We start from the raw sequence: 23612 nt of genomic DNA on the forward strand, positions 1-23612 counted from the left end.
GGAGGCGGCCGGTGAGGCGCGCCGCCTATGGTGGCGGGCGGGCGCGTCGTCCTCACCGGCCGCGCGTCCGGGGTCACCCCCGGGCGGTCCGGTTCTCCCGGACGCGGGTTCCGGTCAGCGGCGCCGGCCGGAGTTGATGGTGGCGACCGCCTGCCGCATCAGCCGGTCTCCCATCACGTTGATGAAGTCGCCGTGGTCGGTCACCGGGTCGTGCCCCTGCTCGGGGAACGAGTCGAGCGCGAACGCCAGCGCCCTGGCGGGCACCCGGTAGGACAGCGTCATCCGCAGCTGCGGGATGGCCCTCGTTCCCTGCGGGCACTGGCCCGTCCGCTTGTCGGCGAAGGAGACGTGGGACCGGTGGTTGGCGCTGTCGGTGTTCTGCCCGTCCCAGCAGCCCGCGAAGTTCAGGATGCGCAGCACCTGGCTGCCCCGCGGGCAGAGCGGGTACTTGTTGGTGAAGCCGCGGTTCTGGAAGCCGCTGCACGACCACAGCGCGTTCGCGTTGGCCAGGCCGTTCGTCGCGGACTTGGCGTCGCCGGTGGCCATCCGCAGGAACGGCGGCATCGCCGTCACCCTGCTGCGCGCGTTGCCGAGGAACTGCAGGCGCACCGACGAGGGCTCGACGATGCTGCCGACGTTGCCGTCCAGGCGGCTCTGCTCGGCCCGGTCGGAGTCGTCCTCGCCGGAGCGCAGCCGCAGCACGGGCCAGAAGTATGTGGACTTGTCGCCGTTGGTGCAGGTCGTCCCGGCCGCGGCGAGGGTCTCGTCGGTCGAGAACGCGTCGGTGTCGAGGTTGCCGACATAGTCGTGGATGTGGTGCGCGCCGTTCTGGACGCCGGGCGCCGCGACGACGTTGTCGGGGTTGCTGTGCGCCTGGCCCTCGTTCGTGCCGCAGTTCACGGAGAACACGCCGCGCGAGCCGCTGCGGGACGTGCGCGGCACCTGGATGCGCGGGGCCCGGCGGATGTCGACGAACTGGTCGCGGCGCGGCCCCGGCTTCACCGCGCTCGGCGGCGGGGGCGCGGGTGCGGACGGCTCGGCGGACGGGTCCGCCGGCGGCTCCGCGGGAGGCTCCGCCGACGGGTCGGCCGACGGATCGGCGGGCGGCTCGGCCGACGGCTCCGCGGACGGGTCGGCGGGCGGCTCCGCCGACGGGTCGGCGGGCGGCTCGGCGGTCGGGTCGCCGGGGGCCTGCAGGCTCAGGCCCGGCTGCGCGGACGCGGTCCCGGCGACCGCCTGGCTCACCGACGTGGCAAGGGCGAGCGCCGGAATCATCACGGCGAATGCTTTCTTCTTGCGTCCCATGGAAAGGTGCTCCCTTGTGCGGGGGTGGGATGTACGTCAATGCAGGGCGCGCCTGGGCACCAGGCCCGTGCTCTCCAGCAGCGACATATGCGTGTTGACGAATTTCATCGACCGTTCGGCGAACGCGCGGATCTCGGTGTTCTCGCTCTGCGCGCGCACCTTGGCGATGACGGTGAAGACACTTCCGTGCGCGGCGCGCAGCCGCAGCACGAACGTCTTGTCATAATCGATCCCGTACTTGCCCGACATCTCTCTCAGCCAGCTTTTCTGGCTGCCGTTGGGCTCGTTGGGAAGGAGCACGCCGAGCCGCTGCGCCGTGGCGCGGGCGTCGGCGTCCAGCTGCACGTGCTGCTGCATGATGATCTCGCCGACCTCCCGCACCCGAGGCCGGGACGCGCGCTGCTGTGCCTGCTGGCCTGCGGGAATCTCCCACAGGCCGGCCTGCCTGACCGCGACGAGCAGCTTCCTGTCGTCGGTGCTCAGCCGTCCCCAGCGGGTGTTGACCGTGCCGCCGAGATTCGCCGCGCCGCTGGCGGGGACGCCGACCGGGTTCATCACGACCGCGAAGGCGCCCGCCACGGCGGCCAGGGCCGCCAGGACCAGCAGCACGCGGCCCCGGCGAAAGCGCGGCCGCCTTCGCGTTTCGGCGATTCCGTAGGATTTCCTCAAGGGAACTTCTTCCTCCTTTCGAGGATCTCTCGACGGACCCGGCGCGGGTTCGGTGTGAGATACGCACCGGACCGGGTCCGAGGTTCAACGTTGTCCATGTTTTTTTGGTTTTCTCAATGTCCGGAACGGCCTCCGGCCCGGGCCTGTCAGCCGCGTCTCGACGGGACGTCCGGCACGCCCGCGACGACGCGCAGCGCCAACGCCGGGCACATCGCGACCGCCTTCTGCACGTCCTTCTCCATCCACGACGGGATCTCGGTGCCGAGCACGACCGGGAAGCCGTACCGGTCGAGCTGGATGAGTTCGGGGACGAGGTACGCGCACAGCCCGTGCCCGTCGCAGCGGCTCCAGTCGATCGCGACCCGCCCCTCAGTGCCGTCCGGTATCGGCAGCGGCAGCACCCCGTAGGTCGCGAGGCCGCAGCCGCCGCCCCACCGGTGCGCGTCGATGTCGGGGCCGAACGCCTCCATCGCCGACAGGACGAAACGGGCCGTCCCGTCCGGATGGGTGCAGGCCCCGCGGCCCCGCCCGACGCCGGCGGCGCGGCGGACGTCCTCCACCGATCCGCCCCCCTCGGTGAGGGAGTTCAGCGACCGGACGACGTCCGGCAGCCCCAGCCGGCACGGCCCGCACTGCCCGGCCGACTGCGCCGCCAGGTAGGACGCGATCCGCGTGACCTCGCCGAGCGGGCAGGTGCCCTGCGTGAGCGGCAGGATGATCCCGGCGCCGACCGTCCCGCCGACCCGGCGCATCCCGGCGCGCGACAGGACGGCCCGCGACACCCCGGCCGGGTCGAGCCACATCCCGTGGTAGCCGCCGACGAGCACGCCCGGGGACGGCGGCACCTGGCAGTGGTCGAGGACGGCCTGCAGCGGCGTGCCGAGCGGCGCCTCCACGACCTGGGTGCCGCCGACGGTCAGCAGCGTGGTGCCCGGCTCCTCCTCCGTCCCGGTGGACGCGTACAGGTCGGGGCCGAGCGAGACCAGCACGGCGAGCTGCGCGAACGTCTCGGCGTTCGACAGCAGCGTCGGGTACCCGTCCACGCCTGACTCGGACGCGCGGACCTTGACGCCCGGCGGGATCGGCGCCTCCCCGTTGATCGCGCGGACCACCGCGCCGCTCTCCCCGGAGATGAACCGCTCCGTCAGCCGGACGATCCGCGCGGGCATCCGCCGCTCGACGATCGCCGCGCGGACGGACCGGGCGGCCTCGTCGTCCTCGACGGCGACCACGATCCGCTGCGTGCCGAGCGCGGACGCGGCGATCTGCGCCCCGTCCAGGACGAGGTGCGGCGCCCGGCCGAGCAGGACCTTGTCCTTCGCGCTGCCGGGCTCGCCCTCGGCGCCGTTCACCACGACGACGACGTCCTCGCTGGAGCCGCGCGCGTCGCGCTTCTCGCCGGGCAGCAGCGGCGGCGGGTCGGTCGTCGGGTACTTCACCCGCGCCGCCACCGCCATCAGCTTGCGGGCGAGCGGGAAGCCCGCGCCGCCGCGTCCCCGCAGGTCGACCTGCTCGGCCGCGCGGACGAGCTCGTCCAGCGACGGCGCGCGGAGCTTGCCGTGCACGGCGAGGTGCCGGTCGAGGTCCAGCCGGTCGAACCGGTCGAACCCGAGCGTCAGCCGGGGCCCGCCGATGCCGGAGACGGTGACGGTCGAGCTCATCGCAGGGCCTCGGTGTCACGTCCGTAGTCGCCGCGTTCGCCGTAGTCGCCGTAGTCGCCGTAGCCGTCGCGGGCCGCGGCGGCGGCGCGGGCCTCCTCGTGCTCCCGCTCCGCCATCGCGCGCCGGTCGCGGCGGCGTCCGGCGCCGTCCGGCCGGGCGAACGCGTCGATCTCGTCGCCGGCGCGGGCGAGCTCCCGCGGCTTGATCACGACGATGATGCGGGTGATCAGCGCGAGGACGACGAACACCACGCTCATCACGTAGGCGAGCACCACCCACGGCGCCGCGGACCGCCCGGTGATCAGGCCGTGCATGATCGCCATCGGCCACGCCACGTACGCGAGGACGTGCATCGTCCGCCACAGCCACGCCTTGCCGGCGAACCCGAACCGCGCCCGCAGCATCCCGGTGATCATGATGAGGATCATCAGGTCGGCCGCGATCGTGCCGATCCCGACCGGCCCGGCGGTGGGGACGACGATCTGCGCGGGCAGCGCCAGCCCCGCCATCACCTTCACCGTCACGTGCGCGACCAGCATCGCCGTCGCCACCACGGCGGACGCGCGGTGCAGGGCCTGCGCCAGCACCCGGTGCCGGATCTGCAGGATCAGCCGCTCGGTCGCCAGCAGGCCGCTCATCACCGCCGTGGTGTAGGCGACGAGCGCGAACGTGCCGGCGTAGAAGTTGAGGAAGTACTGCACGTTCGCGACCGCGACGGCGCCCTGCGGGGTCGCCGCGCCGACGAGCACGAGCACCGCGCCGACGAGCACCACGCGCAGCACCCAGCTGGGCACCGCGGGATCATCACTGTTGCGAATTCGCACCGATCGGACTCCTCTTCTGGATTGCGGCCGGCGCCGGAGCGGCGACCGGTCCTGCGCCGTCCACCGGCGGGAGGCCGGGGGGCGGCGATGACGGCGGCGAGTCGTCCGCCGGGGGGACCGGGCCGAGGTTGGCCAGCAGCCCCCCGGGAAGCACCTGCAGGACGCCGCGTTCGGCGAAGCCGACCAGGGGCTCGGCGCGCTCCCGGAACGTCCAGCCGCCGATCCGCGCGCCTTCGAGCGGGACCGCTCCGCCGCCGCGGCGCACGCCGAACGCGACCTCGGCGCGGGGCGCCGCGGCCCCGCCGCAGGGCCGGTCGGCGCCGGTGCGGCCGAGCGGGTCGCCCTGCTCGACGACGGCGCCGTCGCGGACCTTCTCCGGGACGCCCCGCACCCGGTAGTAGGTGGTGGCGACGCCGCTCGGATGGATCACCATGATCATCGCGCGGCCGGCGGAGTCGGCGCAGAAGCGGTAGAGGCGGCCGTCGCCGGACGCGAGGACCCGGCCGTCGCCCCCGGAGAACGCGAGCGACGCCAGCGGGCGCGCGGAACCGTCGGCGGTCGTCATCGCCCAGGCCTCGCCGACCTTCCACGGCAGCATCAGCTTGTCGCCGGCGCGGGTGCCGTTGACGAGCGAGGCGGCCCGGTCCTCGGTGACGGCCGCGTATCTGCGCAGCGCCGCCGCCTCCGCCGCGGGCATCACGTCCGTGGGGACGGCGCCGAGCAGGTCGTTGAACAGCCGCCCGCCGGAGAGCCCGGCCTGCCATTCCCGTCCCGTCCAGCGGGCGGCGTAGAACGCGACCTCGGGGTTGGCGGCGCTGGACTCCGGGACGGGGATCGCGGTGGTGCCGAACACCCAGGTCCTGTCGGGGCTCGTCCGGGTGGCGCCCACGATCGGCGCCCGCGACGGCGCGGCGCCGTAGACCTGCCGGGCGGCGGCGCCGCGCTGCGCCAGCGTCAGCCTCCGCACCTGCGCGGCGAGGGTCCGCAGGTCCGGGCCGTCCGGCGACGCCGGCCCGCCGCTCTGGCCGGGCCGCGGCGACTGCTGCGGCGACTGCCCGGGGACGCCGCCGCGGTCCGGCGGCGTGATCGCGCGCTGTGACCCGATGGGATCGGACGAGCCGCCGATGGGCCCGCCCTCCAGCAGCGCCCGCTCGGCGATGCCCAGGAGGGACAGGCCGACCGCGGTCGACAGCACGATCGCGCCGATGCCGAGCCGGTCGCTCGGCCCCCGCCCGCCGCGCGGCTTCGCCCTCGGCCCCGGCCGCGGCGGCATGCCGTGCCGCGCCTGGGCGCCCGGCTGCCGCATCCGGGACGTCCGCCGCTCCGGACGCCGCGGCCGCGCCCCTGGCCGCTCCGCGCGCCGCGCCCCCGTCCGGCGCGGCTGGAAGTCCCGCGACCGGTCGCGCCGCGGCGCGGGCCCTCCGACCCGCGCGTCGAACTGCTCGGGCATGCCGCCGAACGCCTCGCCGCCGGAGTCGAACGGCTTGGCCCCGGCACCGCCCTGCTCACCGCGCCCCTCCGAACCCCCGGCAGCCGGCGCAGGACGTCCGGTGCCCGGCCGCGAGGGCTCATTGCGCGCGCCGAACTGCTGAGTGCGCGCATCGAACTGCTGAGTGCGCGGGGCGGCACGCTCGGCGCGGGGGTCGGGACGCTGATTGCGGGTGTCGAACTGCTCGGCGCCCGGGCCGCCCCCTCCGGCACGTGCATCGAACTGCTGAGTGCGCGCGTCCGGCTGCTGGGGGCGCGGGGCGGGTCGTTCGGGTTGCGTGTCGTACGGCCTCGTCCCGGGGGCGGGACGGGCGTCTCTGGGGTTGGGTGGCCTGTTTCGCGCGCCGAACTGGTCCGGGCGCGGCTGCGCCGGGGGTTGCGGCTGCTCGCGCTCGCGGGACTGCCCTTCGGCGGCCCGCTCGCGCCGTTTCATCTCGCGGCGGCTCGGGCCGCGGCGGGACGTTCGCCGTCCGCGCTCGGACCAGTCCGGCTGCTGCGACCACCAGGACCCTTCGGGCCACTGCGGCTCCTCGGACCTCGGCCCCGACCGGGGCTCAGGTCTCGATGAGGGGCGCGCGGGCGTCTCCGCCCACGGTGCAGCATGCGTAGTGCTCCGGGACGCATGCCCGTTATCGCGTCGCGCCATGCCCTCTCCTGTGGAGGAGACGGAGGGCTCGGCGAACGCCGGTCGGCTCCGGGCCGTCGGGCTCGTCGCCCGGCGGCCTTCCCGCTGAGACATCGGGGACCGCGGTTCAGGAGCCCGCTCGCTCCAACCGCGTTCCCAGAACGGATTCTCGACGAATCCGCTCGATCACTCCGGGAGCATACGCCCCATGAGCCACTCAGATGCGGGTTGGTGCCAAAAACGTGCTGAGCCTTACTCCGCGGTCGTTCTGTTCTCCAGGGCAGTACGTACGAAATCCGTGACACGTTCATGCGTTCGCGTGCCGATTTCGGCGAATCCGCGAAGGCGCCCCGTGATCACGGGAGGGCCTTCAGGAAGCGGGCGGCCACGGGGGCGGCGACCTTCGGGCCCGAGCCGCCGGCCTCGACGAAGACCGAGAAGGCGACCTCGTCCCGGTAGCCGATGAACCAGGCGTGGGACTGGCCGGCGCCGATCTCGGCGGTCCCCGTCTTGCCCGCCGTCCCGTCCGGGAGCCCGGCGCCCGCCGCGGTGCCGCCGGTGACCACCGCCCGCATCATCGTGCGGAGCGCGGACGCCCCGGGCACCGGCCGCGGGCCGGGCGTGGCTCCCCCGCCCTCGCGGATCAGCGTCGGCGCCAGCAGCCGGGGCGAGCGCCACGAGCCGTCCGCCGCGGCAGCGGCGACCGACGCCATCAGCAGCGGGCTCGCCTGGACGCGGCCCTGCCCGATCGCCGCCTCCGCCAGTTCCGCGCCGCTCTCCGGGCCGGGGAAGCTTCCGTCCGCGGCGTCCACGCCCGGGGTGAGGCGGGCGCCGAAGCCGAACCGGCGCGCGCTCGCCGCCAGCTTCTCCGCGCCGAGCCGCTCGACCGCGAGCCGCGCGAACGTGGTGTTGCAGGACGCGGCGAACGCGCCCCGCAGCGTCGTCCGGCCGAGCGCGTGGTCCTCGTCGTTGCGGATCGTGCGCTGCGCGGTGACCACGGACGCCGGGCAGTCGGCCCCGGTCCCGGCGCCGGACCCGTCCGCGAGGAGCGCGCCCGCCGTCACCACCTTGAACGTCGAGCCGGGCGGGTAGCGGCCGATGAACGCGCCGAGCCCGCCGAGGCCGTCCGCCACTGCCAGGACCTCGCCGCCGCCCGGCCGGACGGCCACGACTGCCGCGCGGCCCGGCGCGGACGCCACCGCCTTCTCCGCCGCCGCCTGCACCCGCCGGTCCAGCGTCGTCTCGATCTCGCGGCCCTTCTCGGTGCCGAACAGCTTCACGCGCTGCGGCGGCCCGCCGCCGTCGCGCAGCTCGATCGCCCACACGGACTGGTCTTCTTCCTCGTCCAGCCGGCTGGTGATCGCGGCGAGGTAGGGCTCCAGCGGGCCGCCGTCCGGCAGCGCCCGGCCGTCCCGCGCGACCGGCGTCGCGGCGGGGACGGTCACCTGCCGCATCGCCCATGCTCCGCCGCCCTTCAGCCCCGGGTACAGCGTCGCCGGCGACCAGCGGACGCGCCACCGTCCGTCCACCCGGCCGAGCCGCAGCTCCGACGCGAACGACCAGGACCCGTGGGACGCCAGCGACCGCGTCACGGTGAAGGCGGCCCGCGCGGCGTCCGGCCCGGACCGCACCACGGGACGGGGCTCCAGCGCGATCGTGTTGACCGCGAGCCCGCGCGAGAGCGCCTGGTGCTGCGCGGCGAAGTCCGCGGGCGGGTCGGCCACCAGCTCGCCCATCCCTTCCAGGTCGCCCTTGCTCCAGGCCGCGAAGTAGCGGGCCGCGACCTGCTCGGGCGTGTCGCGGTCCCGGTCGCGGCGCAGCGCCCAGCCCGCCGCGAGTCCCGTCACGAGCACGGCCGCCAGGACGGCCGCCAGCACCAGCACACCCCGAGATCGCACCGGATCCTCCTCAGCCCGCCGCCCGCCCGGAAGATGATCATCTCAGCGCCCGATCGCTCCGTACATGCGGTGGAGCGCGCCATTCGTGGCCGCATCTGGAAGGCGGCTTAGCGACGAGTGATCCGCCCCTTAAGCGGCCGTTAACGGCGGCGACGGGGGCCGCGGGCGGCGCTACCTTCGGAAACGTCGGCGACGGCGGACGCAGAGCGGCAGGAGGTGCCCCGGATGACGCGATCATCGCGACAGGGATCATTCACGGGGCGCGCCCACCCCCTCCTGCGCGTCCGCGGCCGGGCACCGTCGCGGGGCCGGGCCCCACGGTGCCGGACGCCGGGACCGTGCCCCGCACTCCCGTCCACGCGGACCCGGTCCGGCCACGCGGTCCGGTCCGGGCGCGCCCGTCTCCTGGATCTCCTCCACGAGCGCGCCCTGACCGGCCCGCGCCGGATCACACCCGCCCCACTCGGCAGGGGCGTCCGCGCGGAACTGGTCTCCGGGCGCGGGGCACGGTCCCTAGCGGGTCCAGGGGAGGCGGAGGGATTCCAGGTCCGGGTCGTCGAGGACGGCCTCTATGAGCGTTGTGGGGCCGACCACCTTCGTGCCCCACAGGTCCCAGTCGCAGTAGACGACCCAGGAGCGGTCTTCGGCCCACAGGTCGGACGGGCAGCTCGTCATGGCCGGGTGGTCGTACAGGCCGGCCGCGTCGCCCAGCCGTCCGGCGAGGACGGTCTCGTCGTCCCAGTCGGCGGTGACGAGCGGGCAGTAGTACGCCAGGCAGCGGGTGCTCGCGCCGGACGGGCTGTGCCGCAGCAGTACCCCGATCAGCCGGTACCAGCCCTCCCGGTCGAGGCAGCCCTCGGCAGGCGGCTGGATGGCCGCCGACCAGCTTCCGGCGGGATGCGCCTGGCGCAGGCAGCGGCTGCCGGGCAGCTCCCCCTCAGGGACGACCGGCTCGCCGAACCCGCGCGCGAGCTCCCGCCACCGCAGCCGCCGCCAGCCCGCGCCCGGGTCGCCGCTGCGGCCGAGGCCGGTGCCGGTCACGATGGCGCCTTCGAGGAGGTCGCCGACGTCGCCGGGCGTCTCGGCGGCCGGATCGGCCGGCTCCGCCAGGCCCGCCGCCGTCACCGACTGGTGGACATCGTCGTGGGTCGTGGTGACCAGCCCCTCTTCCCACGAGTACATCGCGTGGAGAAGCCAGGCGGCGTCGGGGCGGCGCGGCGGCTCGAACCCCGAGTAGCAGTGGTCGGGATCCAGCTCGTGCAGCCACCGGGCGGCCTCCCCGGGAACGCGGGCCCATGCGTCCTCGATGTCCATGGACGCATCCTGTCATCTCAGGACGTCAGCAGGCGTCCCAGCCGGGCCGCCTGGATCTCCCAGCGCCATTCCCTTTCGATCCAGGCGCGGCCCTTCTCGCCCATCCGGCGGGCTCCGTCCGGGTCGGAGAGCAGGGTCGTGAGGGCCTCGGCGATGGCCGCTACGGAGCGGCCGGGCACGACCGTGCCGGTCTCGCCGTCCAGGACGGCGTCGGGCGCGCCGCCGGAGTCGCCCGCCACGACGGGCAGGCCCGTGGCCGACGCCTCCAGGTAGACGATCCCCAGGCCCTCCACGTCCAGGCCGCGGCGGCGGGTGCGGCACGGCATAGCGAAGACGTCGCCCGCGTCGTAATGGGCGGGCAGTTCGTCCCACGGGACGCCGCCGGTGAAGACGACCGATCCGTCCACGCCGCGGGAGACGGCCAGGCGTCGCAGATCGGCGCGGTAGGGGCCGTCGCCGACGAGCAGGAGCGCCGCGTCCGGGACTTCGCGCACGACGCGCGGCCAGGCATGGATCAGGGCGTCCTGTCCTTTGCGCGGTACTAGGCGGGAGACGCAGACCGCCACGGGACGGCCTTTCAGCCCGTGGCGAGTACGGATCTCGTCGCCGCCCGCGCCGGGGTGGAACGCCTTCTCGTCGACGCCGGGCGCTAGATGGGCCATGCGGGCCGCGGCCGCCGGGGAGAGGGCGCGTTCCATGCGGGTCCGCGTGTATTCGCCGAGGTAGGTGAGGGCGTCCAGGTCGTCTCCGATGCGGCGGAGCAGGGTTCGGGCCACCGGCAGCGAGGCCCAGCCTGCCTCGTGGCCGTGCGTGATCCCGACCAGGCGCTCGGCACCGCGCCGGCGCAGCGCCGGGGTAAGGAGGCCGAGGGGGGCCGCGGCCCCGAACACCACCGAGGCGCAGCCCTCCGCGCGCAGCACGTCCCCGGCCCGGCGCAGCACGCCCGGTTCCGGCAGCATCAGCGAGCCGGGGTGCCGGACGACCGGGAACGGCTGCCGCGCGTCGAACTCGGCGGCGCCCTTCCAGGACGGCGCGTACACGACCACCGAGCCTGGCGGGCGCCGGAGCGCGAGGCCGTGCACGAACGCCTGGATGCCGCCCGGACGGGGCGGGAAGTCGTTGGTGACGAACAGGGTCTTCATCGTCGGCCCAGCATATGAATCGGCCCAGCATATGAAGGGGCCCGGCACCGGGTGGCGGTGCCGGGCCCCTGCGGAGATCCCGGATCAGTGCTTGATCTGCTCGGAGTCCGAGCCGCTCTCGATCGCCTCGTGCTCGCCGTGCCCGTGCCCGTGCTCCTCGACGGGGACGTCGTCGAACGTCCACGCGCGGTTGAGCCGCGAGCGCAGGTGCCCGATCGGACCCTTGGCGCCGGGCGCGGGGATGCCCCTGGCGTCCCGCGCGGGCGCCTCCGGCCTGGCGTTCTCCTTGGACAGCAGGACGATCCTCTCCTCCTCGCGCGGCGCCTCATGCCGCTCGGAGAACTTGCCGTCCGGCGACATCATGATCACGCCGCTCTCCACGCCGTGCCCGATGACGTCGGCGTCCTTGCGCTGCAGGCCGAGGCAGATCCGCTTGGTGACGATGAACGCCACGATCGGCCCGAGGATGACCGTCACGCGGAAGAACCAGGTCGTGGCGAACAGCGACACGTGGAACCGCTCGGCGAGGACGTCGTTCGCGCCGGCGAGCCACAGCAGCCCGTAGAACGTCACCGCCGCCATGCCGGTCGCGGTGCGGACCGGGGCGTTGCGCGGACGCGTGTTCACGTGGTGCTGCCGTTTGTCGCCCGTCACCCACGCCTCGATGAACGGCCACGCCATCGCGCCGCCGAAGATGATGCCGAGCGGCACCGCCGCCGGTATCAGCACGTTGAAGCTGACCGTGTGGCCCCAGGCGGAGATCTCCCAGTTCGGCATGATCCGCAGCGCCCCTTCGAGGGGCCCCATATACCAGTCCGGCTGGGACCCGGACGAGATCGCGCCCGGATCGTACGGGCCGAACAGCCAGATCGGGTTGATCTGCGCGAACGCCCCCAGCAGCGCCACGACGCCGAACACGAACAGGAAGTACGCGCCCGTCTTGGCCATGAACACCGGGTAGAAGGGGTAGCCGTACACCTTCTTCTCGGTCTGGTTCTTGACCGGCATCGCGGTGTGCTTCTGATGCCACATGATCATCATGTGCGCGGTGACCAGGCCGAGGATCAGGCCCGGTATCAGCAGGATGTGCAGCATGTAGAGCCGCGGGATGATGTCCTGCCCGGGGAACTCCCCGCCGAACAGGAACATGTAACCGTAGGTGCCGACCAGCGGGATCGACTCCAGCACGCCCTGGGTGATGCGCAGGCCGGTGCCGGACAGCAGGTCGTCCGGCAGCGAGTAGCCGAACAGGCCCTCCAGCATGCCGAGCATGAACATGTTGATGCCGATGATCCAGTTCAGCTCGCGCGGCTTGCGGTAGGCGCCGGTGAAGAACACCCGCAGCATGTGCGCCAGGATCGACGCCATGAACAGGATCGCGGCCCAGTGGTGGATCTGCCGCATCAGCAGGCCGCCGCGCACGTCGAAGCTGATCTTCAGCGTCGAGGCGTAGGCCTCCGACATCTTCACGCCCTGCAGCTTCGTGTACGAGCCCTCGTACACGACCTCCTTCATGCTCGGGTTGAACCAGAGCGTCAGGAACGTCCCGGTCAGCAGCAGGATGACGAAGGAGTACAGGGCGATCTCGCCCAGCATGAACGACCAGTGGTCCGGGAAGACCTTCTTGACGTTGCGCCGGAAGAAGCTCGTGGAGCCGAGGCGCTCGTCGATGAAGCCGAGCGTGCCCTGGATCGCCTTCGGTGCGGTCGTGTCGCTCATCCGCGCTCCCAGAAGCTCGGTCCGACCGGCTCGTGATAGTCGCTGGTCGCGATGATGTAGCCGTCCTCCTCGGACAGCGGCAGCTGCGGCAGCGCCCGCGCCGCCGGGCCGAAGATGACCTTCGCGGCGTCGGTGGCGTCGAACGTGGACTGGTGGCACGGGCACAGGATGTGGTGCGTCGTCTGCTCGTACAGCGCCGCCGGGCAGCCGACGTGCGTGCACACCTTGGAGTACGCCACGATCCCGTTGACGTGCCAGTTCTCGCGTCCCTTGGCGGGCTTGAACTGGTCCTCGGGGACGTTGATGAGGATCGTGACCGCCTTGGCGTTCTGGGTGAGCACCTCGTCCTCGGGGACGTGCTCCTCGATCCCCTCCGGCAGGACGGTGATCATGCTGCCGGGGCTGGCGAAGTCGCTGACCCGCAGCGGGCGGTGGGTGCCGTCCACGACGAGGCGGACGCCCTTCTTGCCCTCGCTCTTCGCCCGCTTGACGGCCTCGCCCCAGTAGGTGTGGCGGAGCCGCTTCTCCGGCAGCGGGCCGAGGTCGCGCAGCAGCACCAGCGGCGCCAGGCCGAGCGGCGCGGCGGCCAGCAGCAGCGTGCGGCGCAGCAGCGGCCGCTTGGTGATGCCGCTGTCCTCGGCGCCCTCCATGAAGTCGCGGGCGAACGCGGCCTGCGACTCCTCGTCGGCGCCGAGCTCGTGCCGCTCCTGGACGATCGGCTTGCTGGTCATCAGCCGCCGCACCCAGATGGTCACGCCTGCCGCCATCGCCAGGAACGACAGCGCCATCGTCCCGCCGAGCCAGAAGTTGGACTCGCGGGCGCGGACCACGCCGTGCATGCCGCCGTCGCGGCCGCTCCAGCCGATGAAGTAGGCGATGAACGCCACGCTGGCCGCGAACGCGACCATGAAGAGCGTCGCGACGATCCGCTCGGCCCGCTTCATGGACGCCTCGTCGAGCTGCTCGCCCACGCCGGCGGGCGCCGAGATGTCGTCCTCGGCGAGCAGCGCCTTCTCCCTCGCCGGGGACGGCGTGCCGACGACGCGCTCGCGCCGTGGGGCGCCCTCGCGTTCGGCGCCCTCGCGCGGTTCGCCGCTCTCGCCCGAGCCCTCCGGGCCCGGGGTCTCCTTGTTGTCGTCGCTCATGACTTCTTCAGCTTCTTCGGCTTCTTCGCGGTGATCCACATGGCCGCCAGGACCAGCAGGCCGATGCCGATCAGCCAGCCGGCCAGGCCCTCGCTGACCGGGCCGATGCGGCCGAGGCCGTTGCCGCCCGGGTTCGGTTCCTCACGCGTCTGCACCAGGTAGGCGATGATCGCCTGCTTCTCCTTGGGCGTGAGCGTGGTGTCGTTGAACACCGGCATCGCCTGCGGGCCGGTCAGCATCGCCTCGTACATCTGGGTGGGCGTGACGTCGTCGCCCGACAGCGGCGGCGCGTACTTGCCGCCGGTCAGCGCGCCGCCCTGGCCGGTGAAGTTGTGGCACTGGGCGCAGTTGGTGCGGAACAGCTTGCCGCCGAGCGCGACGTCGCCGTCCTTCGGGTCGACGGCCGACGCCGGCGGAACCTCGGGGCCGCCGCCGAGCGACTGGATGTAGGTCCGCAGATCGTGCAGGTTCTTCTCGGCCTGCGCCTTCTGCTTCTCGGCGTGCTCGCGCTCCTTCGGGTCCTCGTAGTCGGTCTTGATCGAGGTGTCGAAGGCGGGGATCGGCCGCTTGCGCGGCACCTGCGCGCCGGGGTTCATCGCGGGCATGCGGCCCGTGCTGACCTGGAAGTCGACCGACGCGGCGCCCACGCCGATGAGGCTGGGTGCGAGCGGCTTGCCGTTGGCGTCCTTGGTGCCCTCGGCGTTCAGGCCGTGACAGCTCGCGCAGTTCTTGTTGAACAGCTCCTGGCCGTTCTTGAGGTCCTGAGCGAGCTGGGCGCTGCTCTTCGCCTCGGCGCGCTCGGTCTGCGGCGAGAATCCGGCGTAGACGACGCCGATCGCCGCCAGGGCCGCCAGCACGACGGCGTAGCCCGCCCACGGGCGCCGTCGCCATGCGGTGATCCTTTTCACGGAAATCCCCGTTCGGGTCATGTCTTCTGGTGGGTCAGGGCTTGCGGTGGGTCAGGGTGCGTCTCGGCGGCGGTCACATGTCGAGCAGGTAGACGGCCGCGAACAGGCCGATCCACACCACGTCGACGAAGTGCCAGTAGTAGGACACGACGATCGCGCTCGTCGCCTGCTCGTGCGTCCAGCGTTTCGCGGCGTAGGTGCGCCCGAGGATGAAGAGGAAGGCGATGAGGCCGCCGGTGACGTGCAGGCCGTGGAAGCCGGTCGCCAGGTAGAAGATCGAGCCGTAGGCCGAGGACGAGAAGGTCAGCCCGTCGTGGGTGACCAGGTTGTAGTACTCGTATCCCTGGCCCGCGATGAAGTAGGCGCCCATGAGGAACGACAGGACGTACCACTCGCGCAGGCCCCAGCTCCGGAAGTTCAGCAGGCTCCCGTCACGCCCGACCTTGCCCGCCTCGGCCTTGAACACGCCCATCTGGCAGGTCACGGATGACAGCACCAGGATGGTCGTGTTGACCGACGACAGCGGCAGGTCCAGCGGGGCGCCGGGCCACGCGTCTTCCCCGGACTGGCCGATCGTCACGGAGCGGATCGTGAAGAACATCGCGAACAGGGCCGCGAAGAACATCAGCTCGGACGACAGCCAGACGATCGTCCCCACGCTGACCAGATTGGGACGGTTCGCCCGTGCGTGAGGTGTTGTTTCAATCGCGGATGCTGTCACGGGCAGCATTATTGCGCCCTTGTCCCGTGGGTGACGCATGACCCCCCTTCTACGGTTCCCCGCGCGTGTCCCCGCTGGCCCGGACCGGGTACCCTTCACGTCCATGAGCACCGCCCCTGAGGGCCCGATGAAGGTCCTCGTCTACAGCGACGACGCGAACACCCGCGCGCAGATCCGGATGGCGATCGGGCGCCGCCCCGCCGCCGATCTCCCGAAGGTCGAGTTCGTCGAGATCGCCACCCAGCCCGCCGTCGTGGCGCGGCTCGACCAGGGCGACGTCGACGTCCTGGTGGTGGACGGCGAGGCGCAGCCCGCGGGCGGCCTCGGCGTGTGCCGGCAGGCCAAGGACGAGGTGTACGACTGCCCGCCCGTCCTCGCGATCATCGGCCGCCGCGACGACGGCTGGCTCGCGACCTGGTCCCGCGCCGACGCCGTGGTGAGCCTGCCGCTCGACCCGATGGCCGTCGCGAACGCGCTCGCCGGGCTGATGCGCAAGCGCCTCGGCGACCGCCTCCCCGCCCTGTAGACCGTCCCGAAGGCCCTGAGACCCGGTAGGCGACATGGACGCGCGCACCACCTGGCCCGCACTGCTCAACGCCCTGCTCTCGGGCGACTCGCTGACCAGCGAGGAGACCGAGTGGGCCATGAACAGCATCATGGCCGGGGACGCCACCGACGTGCAGATCGCGGGCTTCGCGGTCGCGCTGCGCGCCAAGGGCGAGACGGTCGAGGAGGTCACCGGCCTCGCCGAGGGCATGATGGACAACGCCAGGCCCATCCACGTGCCGGGCCCCATCGCCGACCTCGTCGGGACGGGCGGCGACCGGGCCCACACCGTCAACGTGTCGACGATGGCCGCCGTGGTCGCGGCCGCGGCGGGCGTCCGGGTGGTCAAGCACGGCAACCGGGCCGCGTCGTCGTCCTGCGGCGCCGCCGACCTGCTGGAGCACCTCGGCGTCGCGATCGACCTGCCGCCCGAGGCCACCGCCCGGGTCGCCGAGGAGATCGGCATCACGTTCTGCTTCGCGCCGCTCTACCACCCGGCGCTGAAGCACGCGGCGCGGACGCGCAGCGAGCTCGGCACCCCGACGGTGTTCAACTTCCTCGGGCCGCTGACGAACCCGGCGCGTCCTGGCGCGCAGGCGGTCGGCGTGTTCCATCCGCGGATGGCGGGCGTCGTCGCGGGCGTGTTCGCCGCCCGCGGCTGCTCGTCGCTGGTGTTCCGCGGCGACGACGGCCTGGACGAGCTGACGACGACCGGCACCTCGACGGTGTGGGTCGTCCGCGACGGGACGGCGACGGAGACGACGTTCGACCCGTCCGACCTGGGCATCCCGCCCGCCAAGCCGGAGGACCTGCGCGGCGCCGACGCCGCGTTCAACGGGCGCGTGGCGCGCGAGACGTTCGCCGGACGCAAAGGCCCGGTCCGCGACATGGTGCTGCTGAACGCCGCCGCGCTCATCACCGCCTACGACGGCACGCCCGCCCCGGCGGCTCTGACCGAGACACTCCGCGGCGCCTACGAGCGCGCCGCGGCGGCCGTCGACTCCGGCGGCGCGAGCACGCTCCTCGACCGCTGGATCGAGACGTCCAAGGGGCTCCGCCGGTCGGTGGACTAGTCGGCGTCGGGGAGGCCCAGGGCGAAGGCCTGCTCCAGGTCGTGCTGGGAGTAGGTGCGGAACGCGATGTGCGTCTCGGTGCCGACGATGCCGGGGACCTTGTTGATGCGGCCCGGGATGACGTCGTTCAGCTCCTCGTGGCGGCGCACCCGGACCATGGCCATGAGGTCGTGGTCCCCGGTGATGGAGAAGACCTCGCTGACGCCGTCGAAGGCCGCGATCGTCTCGGCCACCTCGTGGATGCGCGCGACGTCGGCCTTGACGAACACGATCGCAGTGACCACTTCACCCTCCCCTGAGTCCGGACGGTCCGACCCTACCGGGCCGCCTCCGGGCGCTCAGCCGCGGCTCAAGGCGGCGAGGCGGCGGGCGGGCCCCGCACGGCGCGCCAGGAGCGCGAACCCCACCCCGGCGACGAAGCCGTAGATGTGCGCGGCGTAGGCGACGTTGCTCTTGTCGTCGCCCAGCGACAGCCACTGCAGGACGAACCAGTACCCGAGCACCACCCACACCGGCAGCCGCATCACGATGACCGGCGGGACCCAGCTGACGACCCGTCCCCGCGGGTTGAGGATCACGTAGGCGCCCATCACGCCCGCGATGGCGCCGGACGCCCCGACGAGCGGGACGGTGGAGTCGGGCGACGTCCACGCGTACCCGTAGACGGCCACGAGACCGAAGAACAGGTAGCTGAGCAGGTAGCGCCATCGGCCGAGCCTGTCTTCGACGCCCATGCCGACGACGAACAGCGCGACCAGGTTGCTGAGCAGGTGCAGCGCGCCGGAGTGCAGGAACATCGAGCTGAACGCCGACGTCCAGGGGGCCTTGCCGAAGGTGGAGGGGCCGCATTCGTCGACGACGTCCGGCGGCAGCGGCTTCTGGTCGCCGGTGGTCAGCTCCTTGGGGACGGCGCCGTACTCGAAGGTGAAGTGCGCCGTCCTGCACTCGCGGACATGGCCCTCGCCGTACCAGGTGGCGAAGTTCGACATCGGGGTGAGCAGGTACACCACCACGTTGGCCGCGACGAGCAGGTACGTCACCCACGGGACGCGCCGCGCCGGCTGGCTGTCATAGAGGGGCAGGGCCACCCCGACACCTTAGTGGCGGCCGCGCCTGGGCCGGGACGTCTCGGACGCCCCCTCGTAGGACCTGTCGTAGGCGCGGTCGATCCACTCGCGCAGGCCCTCGGCGCCGTGCGCGGGGCACGTCCAGGCGCCGGCGACCTCGACGAGGCGGACGCCGGGGAGGTCGAGCCAGCGCAGCACGCACTCCATCTCCTCCGCCGTGGCGCCCGCGGAGGGCGGCGCGCCGAGCGCGACTCCGCCGGGCGCCTCGCCTGAGGGCGGGAACACCGTCTCGGCGGTGGCGATGAGCGCGTCGACGTAGGGGCGCGGGGCGGCGCGCGGGGGAACGTTCCCGGCGGCGGCGAGCCGCCCGTAGCGGACCACCGCCAGCTCCCAGCCGCCGTCGAACGCGGGCCGGGCCGCGACCAGCTCGGGAAGGCGGGCGAACGCGGCGAGGCGCTGCCCGCGCGCGGCGGCGCGGACGAACGCGGCGAGCCGGTCGCGCTGCGCCCCCGCCTCCTCGTAGCGCAGCTCGGACGCGAGCCGGTCGATGCGGACCTGCGCGGCGGCGACCACGGGACGCACGTCGCCCTCCATGACCGAGCGGGCCGTCCCGACGTGGACGGCGTAGGCGTCGGCGGACTCGCGCCCGTCGCAGGGCGCGCCGCAGCGCCCGATCTCGGCGAGCGCGCACGCGCGGGCTTTGCCGTGCTCGATGATCCGGAGCGTCAGCCGCTGGGTGCACTGCCGGAGCGGAACGGCCTCGTGCATCGCCGCGCGCGCCTCTTCCGCCTGCCGGCGGGACGAGATCGGCCCGAGGTAGCGGGCCCCGTCGGCGCGGCACTCGCGGACGATCGACAGCCGCGGGAACGGCTCCACGGTCAGCTTCAGCCAGATCGCCCGCTCGGGGAACTTGGAGCGGCGGTTGTAGCGCGGCTTGTGCTCGGCGATCAGCCGCAGCTCGCGGACCTCGGCCTCCAGGCCGGTGGCGCACTCGATCGTCCGGACGTTCTCGGCGATGCCGACCATCTCCCGGACGCGCCATCGCGTCTCGGAGCCGGTGAAGTAGCTGCGCACGCGGGAGCGCAGGTCGCCGCTCTTGCCGACGTACAGGACCTCGCCTGAGCCGTCCTCGAACAGGTAGACGCCGGGGGCGCTCGGGACGTCGTCGGCGAGGTGCCGCTTGCGGCGCTGCTCCGGCGTCGGGGCCTTGGCGAAGCTCTTCATCTCCTCCAGCGAGGTGACGTTGAACGACCCGAGCCGCTCGATCAGGCCGTGCAGGACCTCGACGGTGGCGCGGGCGTCGGCGAGGGCGCGGTGCGTCGGCTCGTTGGCGGTACGGAAGAAGCGGGACAGAGTGCTGAGCTTGCAGTTGGGCACCTCGTCCTTCGACAGGACGCGGCGCGCGAGGTCGACGGTGTCGACGACGGTGAACGCGGGCCAGGCGTAGCCGTTCTCGGCGCACGCGGCCTTGAGGAAGCCGATGTCGAACGAGGCGTTGTGCGCGACGAGGACGCAGCCGCGCGCGAACTCCAGGAACGCGGGCAGCACCGACTCGATCTTCGGCGCGGCCGTCACCATCGCGGTGGTGATCCCGGTCAGGGCGGTGATGAACGGCGGGATCGGCCCGCCGGGGTCGACGAGCGTGCCGAGCTCGCCGAGCTCCTCTCCCCCGCGCACCTTCACCGCGCCGATCTCGGTGATGGCCGAGTCGGCGGCCGAGCCGCCCGTCGTCTCCAGGTCGACCACCACGAAGGTGACCCCGGACAGCGGCGTGCCGAGGTCGTCCAGAGTTCCCTGGACGCCGGCCGTCTGGACACCGCCCGCCTGAACACCGTGCGCAGCCGTCATGTGCGCGACCGTAGAGGACCCCACCGACAGAAGCCGGGCCCGCTAGGGTTGAGGGGCGCCGGCACGTCCCGCCGGTCGGGGACGGCGGGGACGGTTCGGGGAGCCGGGCGCGATCCGTCCGAGCATGCGTTCGCCCTGGTTAGGCGCGGACTGCTCGGGAAGACACAGCCCACCGGCGGCGCAGCCCGGAAGGAGCGGGATCATCGACAGCGGCCCCGAAGCGATCCCCGGCGGCGAGGACCCCGCGGAGGAGGCGCGTCCCGCCGAGGCAGGCCGCGCCGGAGCCCGCATCGGGGCGCACGGGGAGGGCGAGGCGCACCGGGAGAAGCTGGGCAGGCCGCTGCCGGAGGCCGTGCGGCAGGCGGTCGTGGAGATCGCCGCCGAGGTGATCGGGGCGCTGCCGCTGGACGACGTCCCCCCGCCGCTGCGCCGGTTCGCGCGGTTCGAGCGCCGCAAGCGCGCCAAGCTCGCCGGGCAGCACATCGCCGCGGCCCTGGAGAAGGACGCCGCCTTCCGGCGGCGCGTCGCCGAGCCGCTGCGGGACGGGCAGGCCGACCTCGTCGAGGCGGTCGAGGGCCGGAACGTCCCGCCCGCCGCCGACCCGGTCCGCGTCGCGGTGCTGGCCTACCTGCTGCGCCCCGAGGGCTGGACGGGGCTGGTCGAATCCGCCCGCGAGGAGCTGGAACGCTCCGCCACCGCCTCGGAGGAGGAGGCGGCCGAGCGGCGCGTCGCCGCGCTGAAGGCGGAATTGGCCGCCGCCCGCACCGCCCGCGCCGCGGAGGTGGACCGGCTGCGCGCCGAGCTGCGCGACAGCAAGGCCGAGGTCGCGGACCTGCGCCGCAAGCTGCACGAGGCGCGCACCCGGTTCCGGGCGGCGGAGGAGCGCGCCGGCGCGGCCGCCGCCGAGGCCGAGCGGGCGCTCGCCGAGGCGCGGGAGTCGACCGCCGCGTCCGAGAAGGAGCTGCGCAAGCTGCGCGCCCGCGCCGCCCAGGCCGAGGCCGCCGCGGAGGCCGCCAAGCGGGCGGCGCGCGAGGGCCGCAACGTCGAGGACGTCCGGCTGCGGATGCTGCTGGACACGCTCGTGGACGCGGCGCAGGGCGTCCGGCGGGAGCTGGCGCTGCCGTCCACGATCGAGCGTCCCGCGGACGCGGTCGGCGGGCTGGAGCCCGACCGGCAGGCGCACCGCGCGCTTCCCGGACGGGCGCTGTCCGACAGCGACCCGCAGCTGCTCGACAGGCTGCTGACGCTGCCGCGCGTGCACCTCGTCGTGGACGGCTACAACGTGACCAAGACCGGGTACGGGGAGCTGCCGCTGTCGGACCAGCGCACCCGGCTGCTGTCGGGGCTCGGTGGGCTCGCCGCGCAGACCCGCGCCGAGGTGACGTGCGTGTTCGACGGCGCGGAGCTGGACGCGCCGGTCGCCATCGCGGCGCCGCGCGGCGTCCGGGTGCTGTTCAGCCGCCCGGGGCAGACCGCGGACGAGCTGATCGGCGAGCTGGTTCGGGCGGAGCCGCAGGGCCGCGCGGTCGTGGTGGTGTCGTCCGACCGCGAGGTGGCCGACGCGGCGCGGCGCGCGAACGCCCGGCCGTGCCCGTCGACGCTCCTGCTCCGCCGGCTCGGCCGGTCATGAGGCGGTCGGGTCGCGAGGCGGTCGGGTCGTGGGGCGGTCGGGCCATAAGGTGGCCATAAGGTCCCGATAAGGGAAGTTTCGCACTCGGTGATCTTGAAGTCACTGATGGTGGACATTGTCCAACGATGTCGATCAAAGAGTGACGTATCGGTTGTGACGGTTGTTGACCCTCGCTAATGTCGTCCGCTGACGTCGTGGACGAGAGGGGCGAAACCGACCGTGGCCAATGAACTCATCGGGGCACCGGAACAGCGGCGTGACCGTAGAGGCGGCTCGGCGAACAGCGGCATCTCCCGTCGCCTGGCGGCCTTGACCTGCCTGACCGTGACCGCGACCTTCGCATCTCCCCTGGTGGCGCCCGCGAGCGCCGAGCCCAGGCCGACCAGGGCGCAGGCGCAGAAGAAGCTGACCCAGCTCAACGAGGAGATGGACAAGAAGGTCGAGCAGTACAACCAGCTCAACGAGAAGCTCAAGATCGCCAAGAAGAAGCTCGACGGCGCGTCGAAGGCGATCAAGCAGGAGGAGGCGACCTTCGAGCAGCAGCGCTCCAAGATCGCCCAGATGGCGGCGGACGCGTACAAGAACGGCGAGTCGACCGACGTCACCGGCTTCGTCGGCAGCGGCAACCCGCAGGCCGTCCTCGACCAGGCGGCGGTCTTCTCGCACCTGTCGCAGGAGCGCAGCTCCCAGCTCACCCAGTTCCTCGCCACCGCGCAGCGGCTGCGCCGCGAGCAGGCGGTGGCCAAGGCCGCCTACGACGAGGTGAAAACCAAGTCCGACGAGCTGAAGAAGCAGAAGAAGGAGCTGGACGCGAGGGTCGAGAAGCAGGAGGCGCTGGTCCGGCGGCTCGGCGGCGCCACGTCCTCGGGCGGCGTCGGCGGCACCTACAACGGCCCCGCCAGCGGCCCGGCCCGCGCGGCGCTCAACTTCGCCTACGCGCAGAAGGGCAAGCCGTACTCCTACGGCGCCGAAGGCCCCGGCTCCTACGACTGCTCCGGCCTGACCATGAAGGCGTGGGCGGCGGCGGGCGTCAACATCACCCGCACCACCAACTCCCAGTGGGCCGCCACCAAGCGGGTGGCCAAGAGCAACCTGCAGCCCGGCGATCTGGTGTTCTTCCGCGGTCTCGGGCACGTCGGCCTCTACGTGGGCGGCGGCCAGATGATCCACGCCCCCAGCACGGGCAAGACCGTCCAGGTCGTGAGCATCACCTCGGGCTACTACCTGAGCAACTACTACGGCGCCGGGCGTCCCTGACGTCCCGCCCGTCCGGCGCCCGCACGCGGCCGGACGGACCGCCTTCGGCGACGGACCAGGCTTTGACCTGGTCCGTTGTTGATTTTGTGGGGGTTTGCCTTCTGTTGGGGCTTTGGTACCTTGTACCACTCACGGCGCCGTCCAGGCGCCGCGAGCCACGCGACGCCCACCAGGCGCCGCGGCCACGCGGCACTTTCCCGGCCGCGTGACGGCGGCGCGAGCCACGCGCCGTCTCCCCCCGGCGGCGCGCTCCACGCGTCGTCCCGCGGCACCCTCACGGCGCCGCGCCGGTCTCACGCAGACCTCGCCCGACCCCGCCCACCGTGCGCACGCCCGCAGCGTGCATGGCGCTGAGAGCGCTGCCGCGGCGGTCCCGAGGGTCAGGCCGCCCGCACACAACATCACGCGCCGCTCTTTCGCACGCGGGAGACAGGTCCCGCGCACGGGCCCCATATCGCCCCCAGGATCGCAGCGGCAGCGCCGAATCCGCCGACGAGCGGAACCGGGGACCCATAACCGCCGGAGTCCAGGGACCGTCCCTGGACGGCAATGTCCGGCGCCCGGGGTGAATCGGCGCCTCTCCCGGACGACCCGGTGAGAGCCCGCCGTAGGGCCACTTCCTCGCCCGAACCCGTCAGCTAACCCGGTAGGCGTCTGGAAGAACGAAGGAGTGAAACCTGTCTATTATACACATCTCCAAAAAAAAAAAAAGGGATCAGATCTTAGAGCATAATATGGGATGATGAATAGACGTGTGATGTGTCTGACAGGG

19 protein-coding genes and 1 riboswitch are annotated in these 23612 nt (G+C 73.0%); of the genes, 4 read left to right on the forward strand and 15 right to left on the reverse strand.

Features of this window, described 5'->3' with window-relative positions; translation table 11 throughout:
* Positions 1–114 precede the first annotated feature (114 nt).
* The 12 genes from E1287_RS27410 to E1287_RS27465 all read right to left on the reverse strand — a co-directional run bounded on the left by E1287_RS27410 (position 115) and on the right by E1287_RS27465 (position 15428).
* Complete coding sequence (locus tag E1287_RS27410) at positions 115–1305, reverse strand: DUF1996 domain-containing protein (protein ID WP_207934490.1); 1191 nt, start codon at positions 1303–1305, stop codon at positions 115–117.
* A 36-nt stretch (positions 1306–1341) separates the two neighbouring features.
* On the reverse strand, positions 1342–1914 hold the full coding sequence (locus E1287_RS27415; RefSeq protein WP_243719472.1) for a DUF4142 domain-containing protein: 573 nt from the start codon (positions 1912–1914) through the stop codon (positions 1342–1344).
* A gap of 206 nt (positions 1915–2120) precedes the next feature.
* Positions 2121–3635, reverse strand: coding sequence for an NADH-quinone oxidoreductase subunit NuoF family protein (locus E1287_RS27420; RefSeq protein ID WP_131967958.1), 1515 nt, complete (start codon positions 3633–3635; stop codon positions 2121–2123).
* Entirely contained in the window at positions 3632–4429 is a 798-nt protein-coding gene (locus E1287_RS27425; RefSeq protein WP_131967959.1) for a hypothetical protein, read from the reverse strand. Before E1287_RS27425 ends, E1287_RS27420 begins: the two co-directional genes overlap by 4 nt.
* Positions 4430–4439: 10 nt before the next feature.
* The gene (locus tag E1287_RS27430; protein WP_131967960.1) at positions 4440–6380 is read right to left on the reverse strand and encodes a peptidoglycan DD-metalloendopeptidase family protein; all 1941 of its coding nucleotides are present in this window, start codon (positions 6378–6380) and stop codon (positions 4440–4442) included.
* Between the two features lie 548 nt (positions 6381–6928).
* Positions 6929–8470, reverse strand: coding sequence for a penicillin-binding transpeptidase domain-containing protein (locus tag E1287_RS27435; RefSeq protein WP_131967961.1), 1542 nt, complete (start codon positions 8468–8470; stop codon positions 6929–6931).
* 513 nt (positions 8471–8983) lie between these two features.
* Positions 8984–9784 (reverse strand): hypothetical protein, encoded by an 801-nt coding sequence (locus E1287_RS27440; RefSeq protein ID WP_131967962.1) that lies wholly within the window; start codon positions 9782–9784, stop codon positions 8984–8986.
* A gap of 17 nt (positions 9785–9801) precedes the next feature.
* Entirely contained in the window at positions 9802–10926 is a 1125-nt protein-coding gene (locus tag E1287_RS27445) for a glycosyltransferase family 4 protein (RefSeq protein ID WP_131967963.1), read from the reverse strand.
* An 84-nt stretch (positions 10927–11010) separates the two neighbouring features.
* Positions 11011–12645: a ubiquinol-cytochrome c reductase cytochrome b subunit gene (locus E1287_RS27450; protein WP_131967964.1), complete on the reverse strand. Its 1635-nt coding sequence runs from the start codon at positions 12643–12645 to the stop codon at positions 11011–11013.
* Entirely contained in the window at positions 12642–13790 is a 1149-nt protein-coding gene (locus E1287_RS27455; RefSeq protein ID WP_131967965.1) for a Rieske 2Fe-2S domain-containing protein, read from the reverse strand. Before E1287_RS27455 ends, E1287_RS27450 begins: the two co-directional genes overlap by 4 nt.
* Positions 13787–14698, reverse strand: coding sequence for a c-type cytochrome (locus tag E1287_RS27460; protein WP_131967966.1), 912 nt, complete (start codon positions 14696–14698; stop codon positions 13787–13789). The genes E1287_RS27455 and E1287_RS27460 overlap by 4 nt, the downstream gene beginning before the upstream one ends.
* 73 nt (positions 14699–14771) lie before the next feature.
* Positions 14772–15428 carry a heme-copper oxidase subunit III gene (locus E1287_RS27465; RefSeq protein ID WP_347813409.1) on the reverse strand — a complete coding sequence of 219 codons (657 nt, stop codon included), beginning with the start codon at positions 15426–15428 and terminating at the stop codon, positions 14772–14774.
* A gap of 94 nt (positions 15429–15522) precedes the next feature.
* Here E1287_RS27465 and E1287_RS27470 point away from each other — a divergent pair, with 94 nt between their 5' ends.
* On the forward strand, positions 15523–15945 hold the full coding sequence (locus E1287_RS27470; protein ID WP_131967967.1) for a hypothetical protein: 423 nt from the start codon (positions 15523–15525) through the stop codon (positions 15943–15945).
* A gap of 34 nt (positions 15946–15979) precedes the next feature.
* On the forward strand, positions 15980–17038 hold the full coding sequence (gene trpD, locus E1287_RS27475) for an anthranilate phosphoribosyltransferase (RefSeq protein WP_131967968.1): 1059 nt from the start codon (positions 15980–15982) through the stop codon (positions 17036–17038).
* On the opposite strand, the gene E1287_RS27480 is transcribed toward trpD, so the two are convergent.
* Genes E1287_RS27480 through E1287_RS27490 form a run of 3 tightly spaced genes read right to left on the reverse strand, consistent with a single transcriptional unit; the run spans position 17035 to position 19953 of the window.
* A complete protein-coding gene (locus tag E1287_RS27480) occupies positions 17035–17322 on the reverse strand; it encodes an Lrp/AsnC ligand binding domain-containing protein (protein WP_131967969.1) in 288 nt (95 codons plus the stop codon). The genes trpD and E1287_RS27480 overlap by 4 nt on opposite strands.
* A 54-nt stretch (positions 17323–17376) precedes the next feature.
* Positions 17377–18126 (reverse strand): rhomboid family intramembrane serine protease, encoded by a 750-nt coding sequence (locus E1287_RS27485; protein ID WP_131967970.1) that lies wholly within the window; start codon positions 18124–18126, stop codon positions 17377–17379.
* 9 nt (positions 18127–18135) lie between these two features.
* A complete protein-coding gene (locus E1287_RS27490) occupies positions 18136–19953 on the reverse strand; it encodes a DEDD exonuclease domain-containing protein (RefSeq protein WP_131967971.1) in 1818 nt (605 codons plus the stop codon).
* A 124-nt stretch (positions 19954–20077) separates the two neighbouring features.
* Here E1287_RS27490 and E1287_RS27495 point away from each other — a divergent pair, with 124 nt between their 5' ends.
* Positions 20078–21583, forward strand: coding sequence for an NYN domain-containing protein (locus tag E1287_RS27495; protein ID WP_131967972.1), 1506 nt, complete (start codon positions 20078–20080; stop codon positions 21581–21583).
* A 351-nt stretch (positions 21584–21934) separates the two neighbouring features.
* On the forward strand, positions 21935–22840 hold the full coding sequence (locus E1287_RS27500; protein ID WP_243719473.1) for a C40 family peptidase: 906 nt from the start codon (positions 21935–21937) through the stop codon (positions 22838–22840).
* 468 nt (positions 22841–23308) lie between these two features.
* Positions 23309–23508: riboswitch (cyclic di-AMP (ydaO/yuaA leader) on the forward strand.
* Positions 23509–23612: the final 104 nt, after the last annotated feature.

Source organism: Actinomadura sp. KC06, from assembly GCF_004348735.1.
GTDB lineage: Bacteria > Actinomycetota > Actinomycetes > Streptosporangiales > Streptosporangiaceae > Spirillospora.

Bases quoted from the DNA above. Each gene is read 5' to 3' on its own strand.
- E1287_RS27420 (WP_131967958.1), bottom strand. From the start codon at position 3,635: ATGAGCTCGACCGTCACCGTCTCCGGCATCGGCGGGCCCCGGCTGACG.
- E1287_RS27410 (WP_207934490.1), bottom strand. From the start codon at position 1,305: ATGGGACGCAAGAAGAAAGCATTCGCCGTGATGATTCCGGCGCTCGCC.
- E1287_RS27445 (WP_131967963.1), bottom strand. From the start codon at position 10,926: ATGAAGACCCTGTTCGTCACCAACGACTTCCCGCCCCGTCCGGGCGGC.
- E1287_RS27490 (WP_131967971.1), bottom strand. From the start codon at position 19,953: ATGACGGCTGCGCACGGTGTTCAGGCGGGCGGTGTCCAGACGGCCGGC.
- E1287_RS27470 (WP_131967967.1), top strand. From the start codon at position 15,523: ATGAGCACCGCCCCTGAGGGCCCGATGAAGGTCCTCGTCTACAGCGAC.
- E1287_RS27450 (WP_131967964.1), bottom strand. From the start codon at position 12,645: ATGAGCGACACGACCGCACCGAAGGCGATCCAGGGCACGCTCGGCTTC.
- trpD (WP_131967968.1), top strand. From the start codon at position 15,980: ATGGACGCGCGCACCACCTGGCCCGCACTGCTCAACGCCCTGCTCTCG.
- E1287_RS27465 (WP_347813409.1), bottom strand. From the start codon at position 15,428: ATGCTGCCCGTGACAGCATCCGCGATTGAAACAACACCTCACGCACGG.
- E1287_RS27495 (WP_131967972.1), top strand. From the start codon at position 20,078: ATGCGTTCGCCCTGGTTAGGCGCGGACTGCTCGGGAAGACACAGCCCA.
- E1287_RS27440 (WP_131967962.1), bottom strand. From the start codon at position 9,784: ATGGACATCGAGGACGCATGGGCCCGCGTTCCCGGGGAGGCCGCCCGG.
- E1287_RS27455 (WP_131967965.1), bottom strand. From the start codon at position 13,790: ATGAGCGACGACAACAAGGAGACCCCGGGCCCGGAGGGCTCGGGCGAG.
- E1287_RS27430 (WP_131967960.1), bottom strand. From the start codon at position 6,380: ATGAAACGGCGCGAGCGGGCCGCCGAAGGGCAGTCCCGCGAGCGCGAG.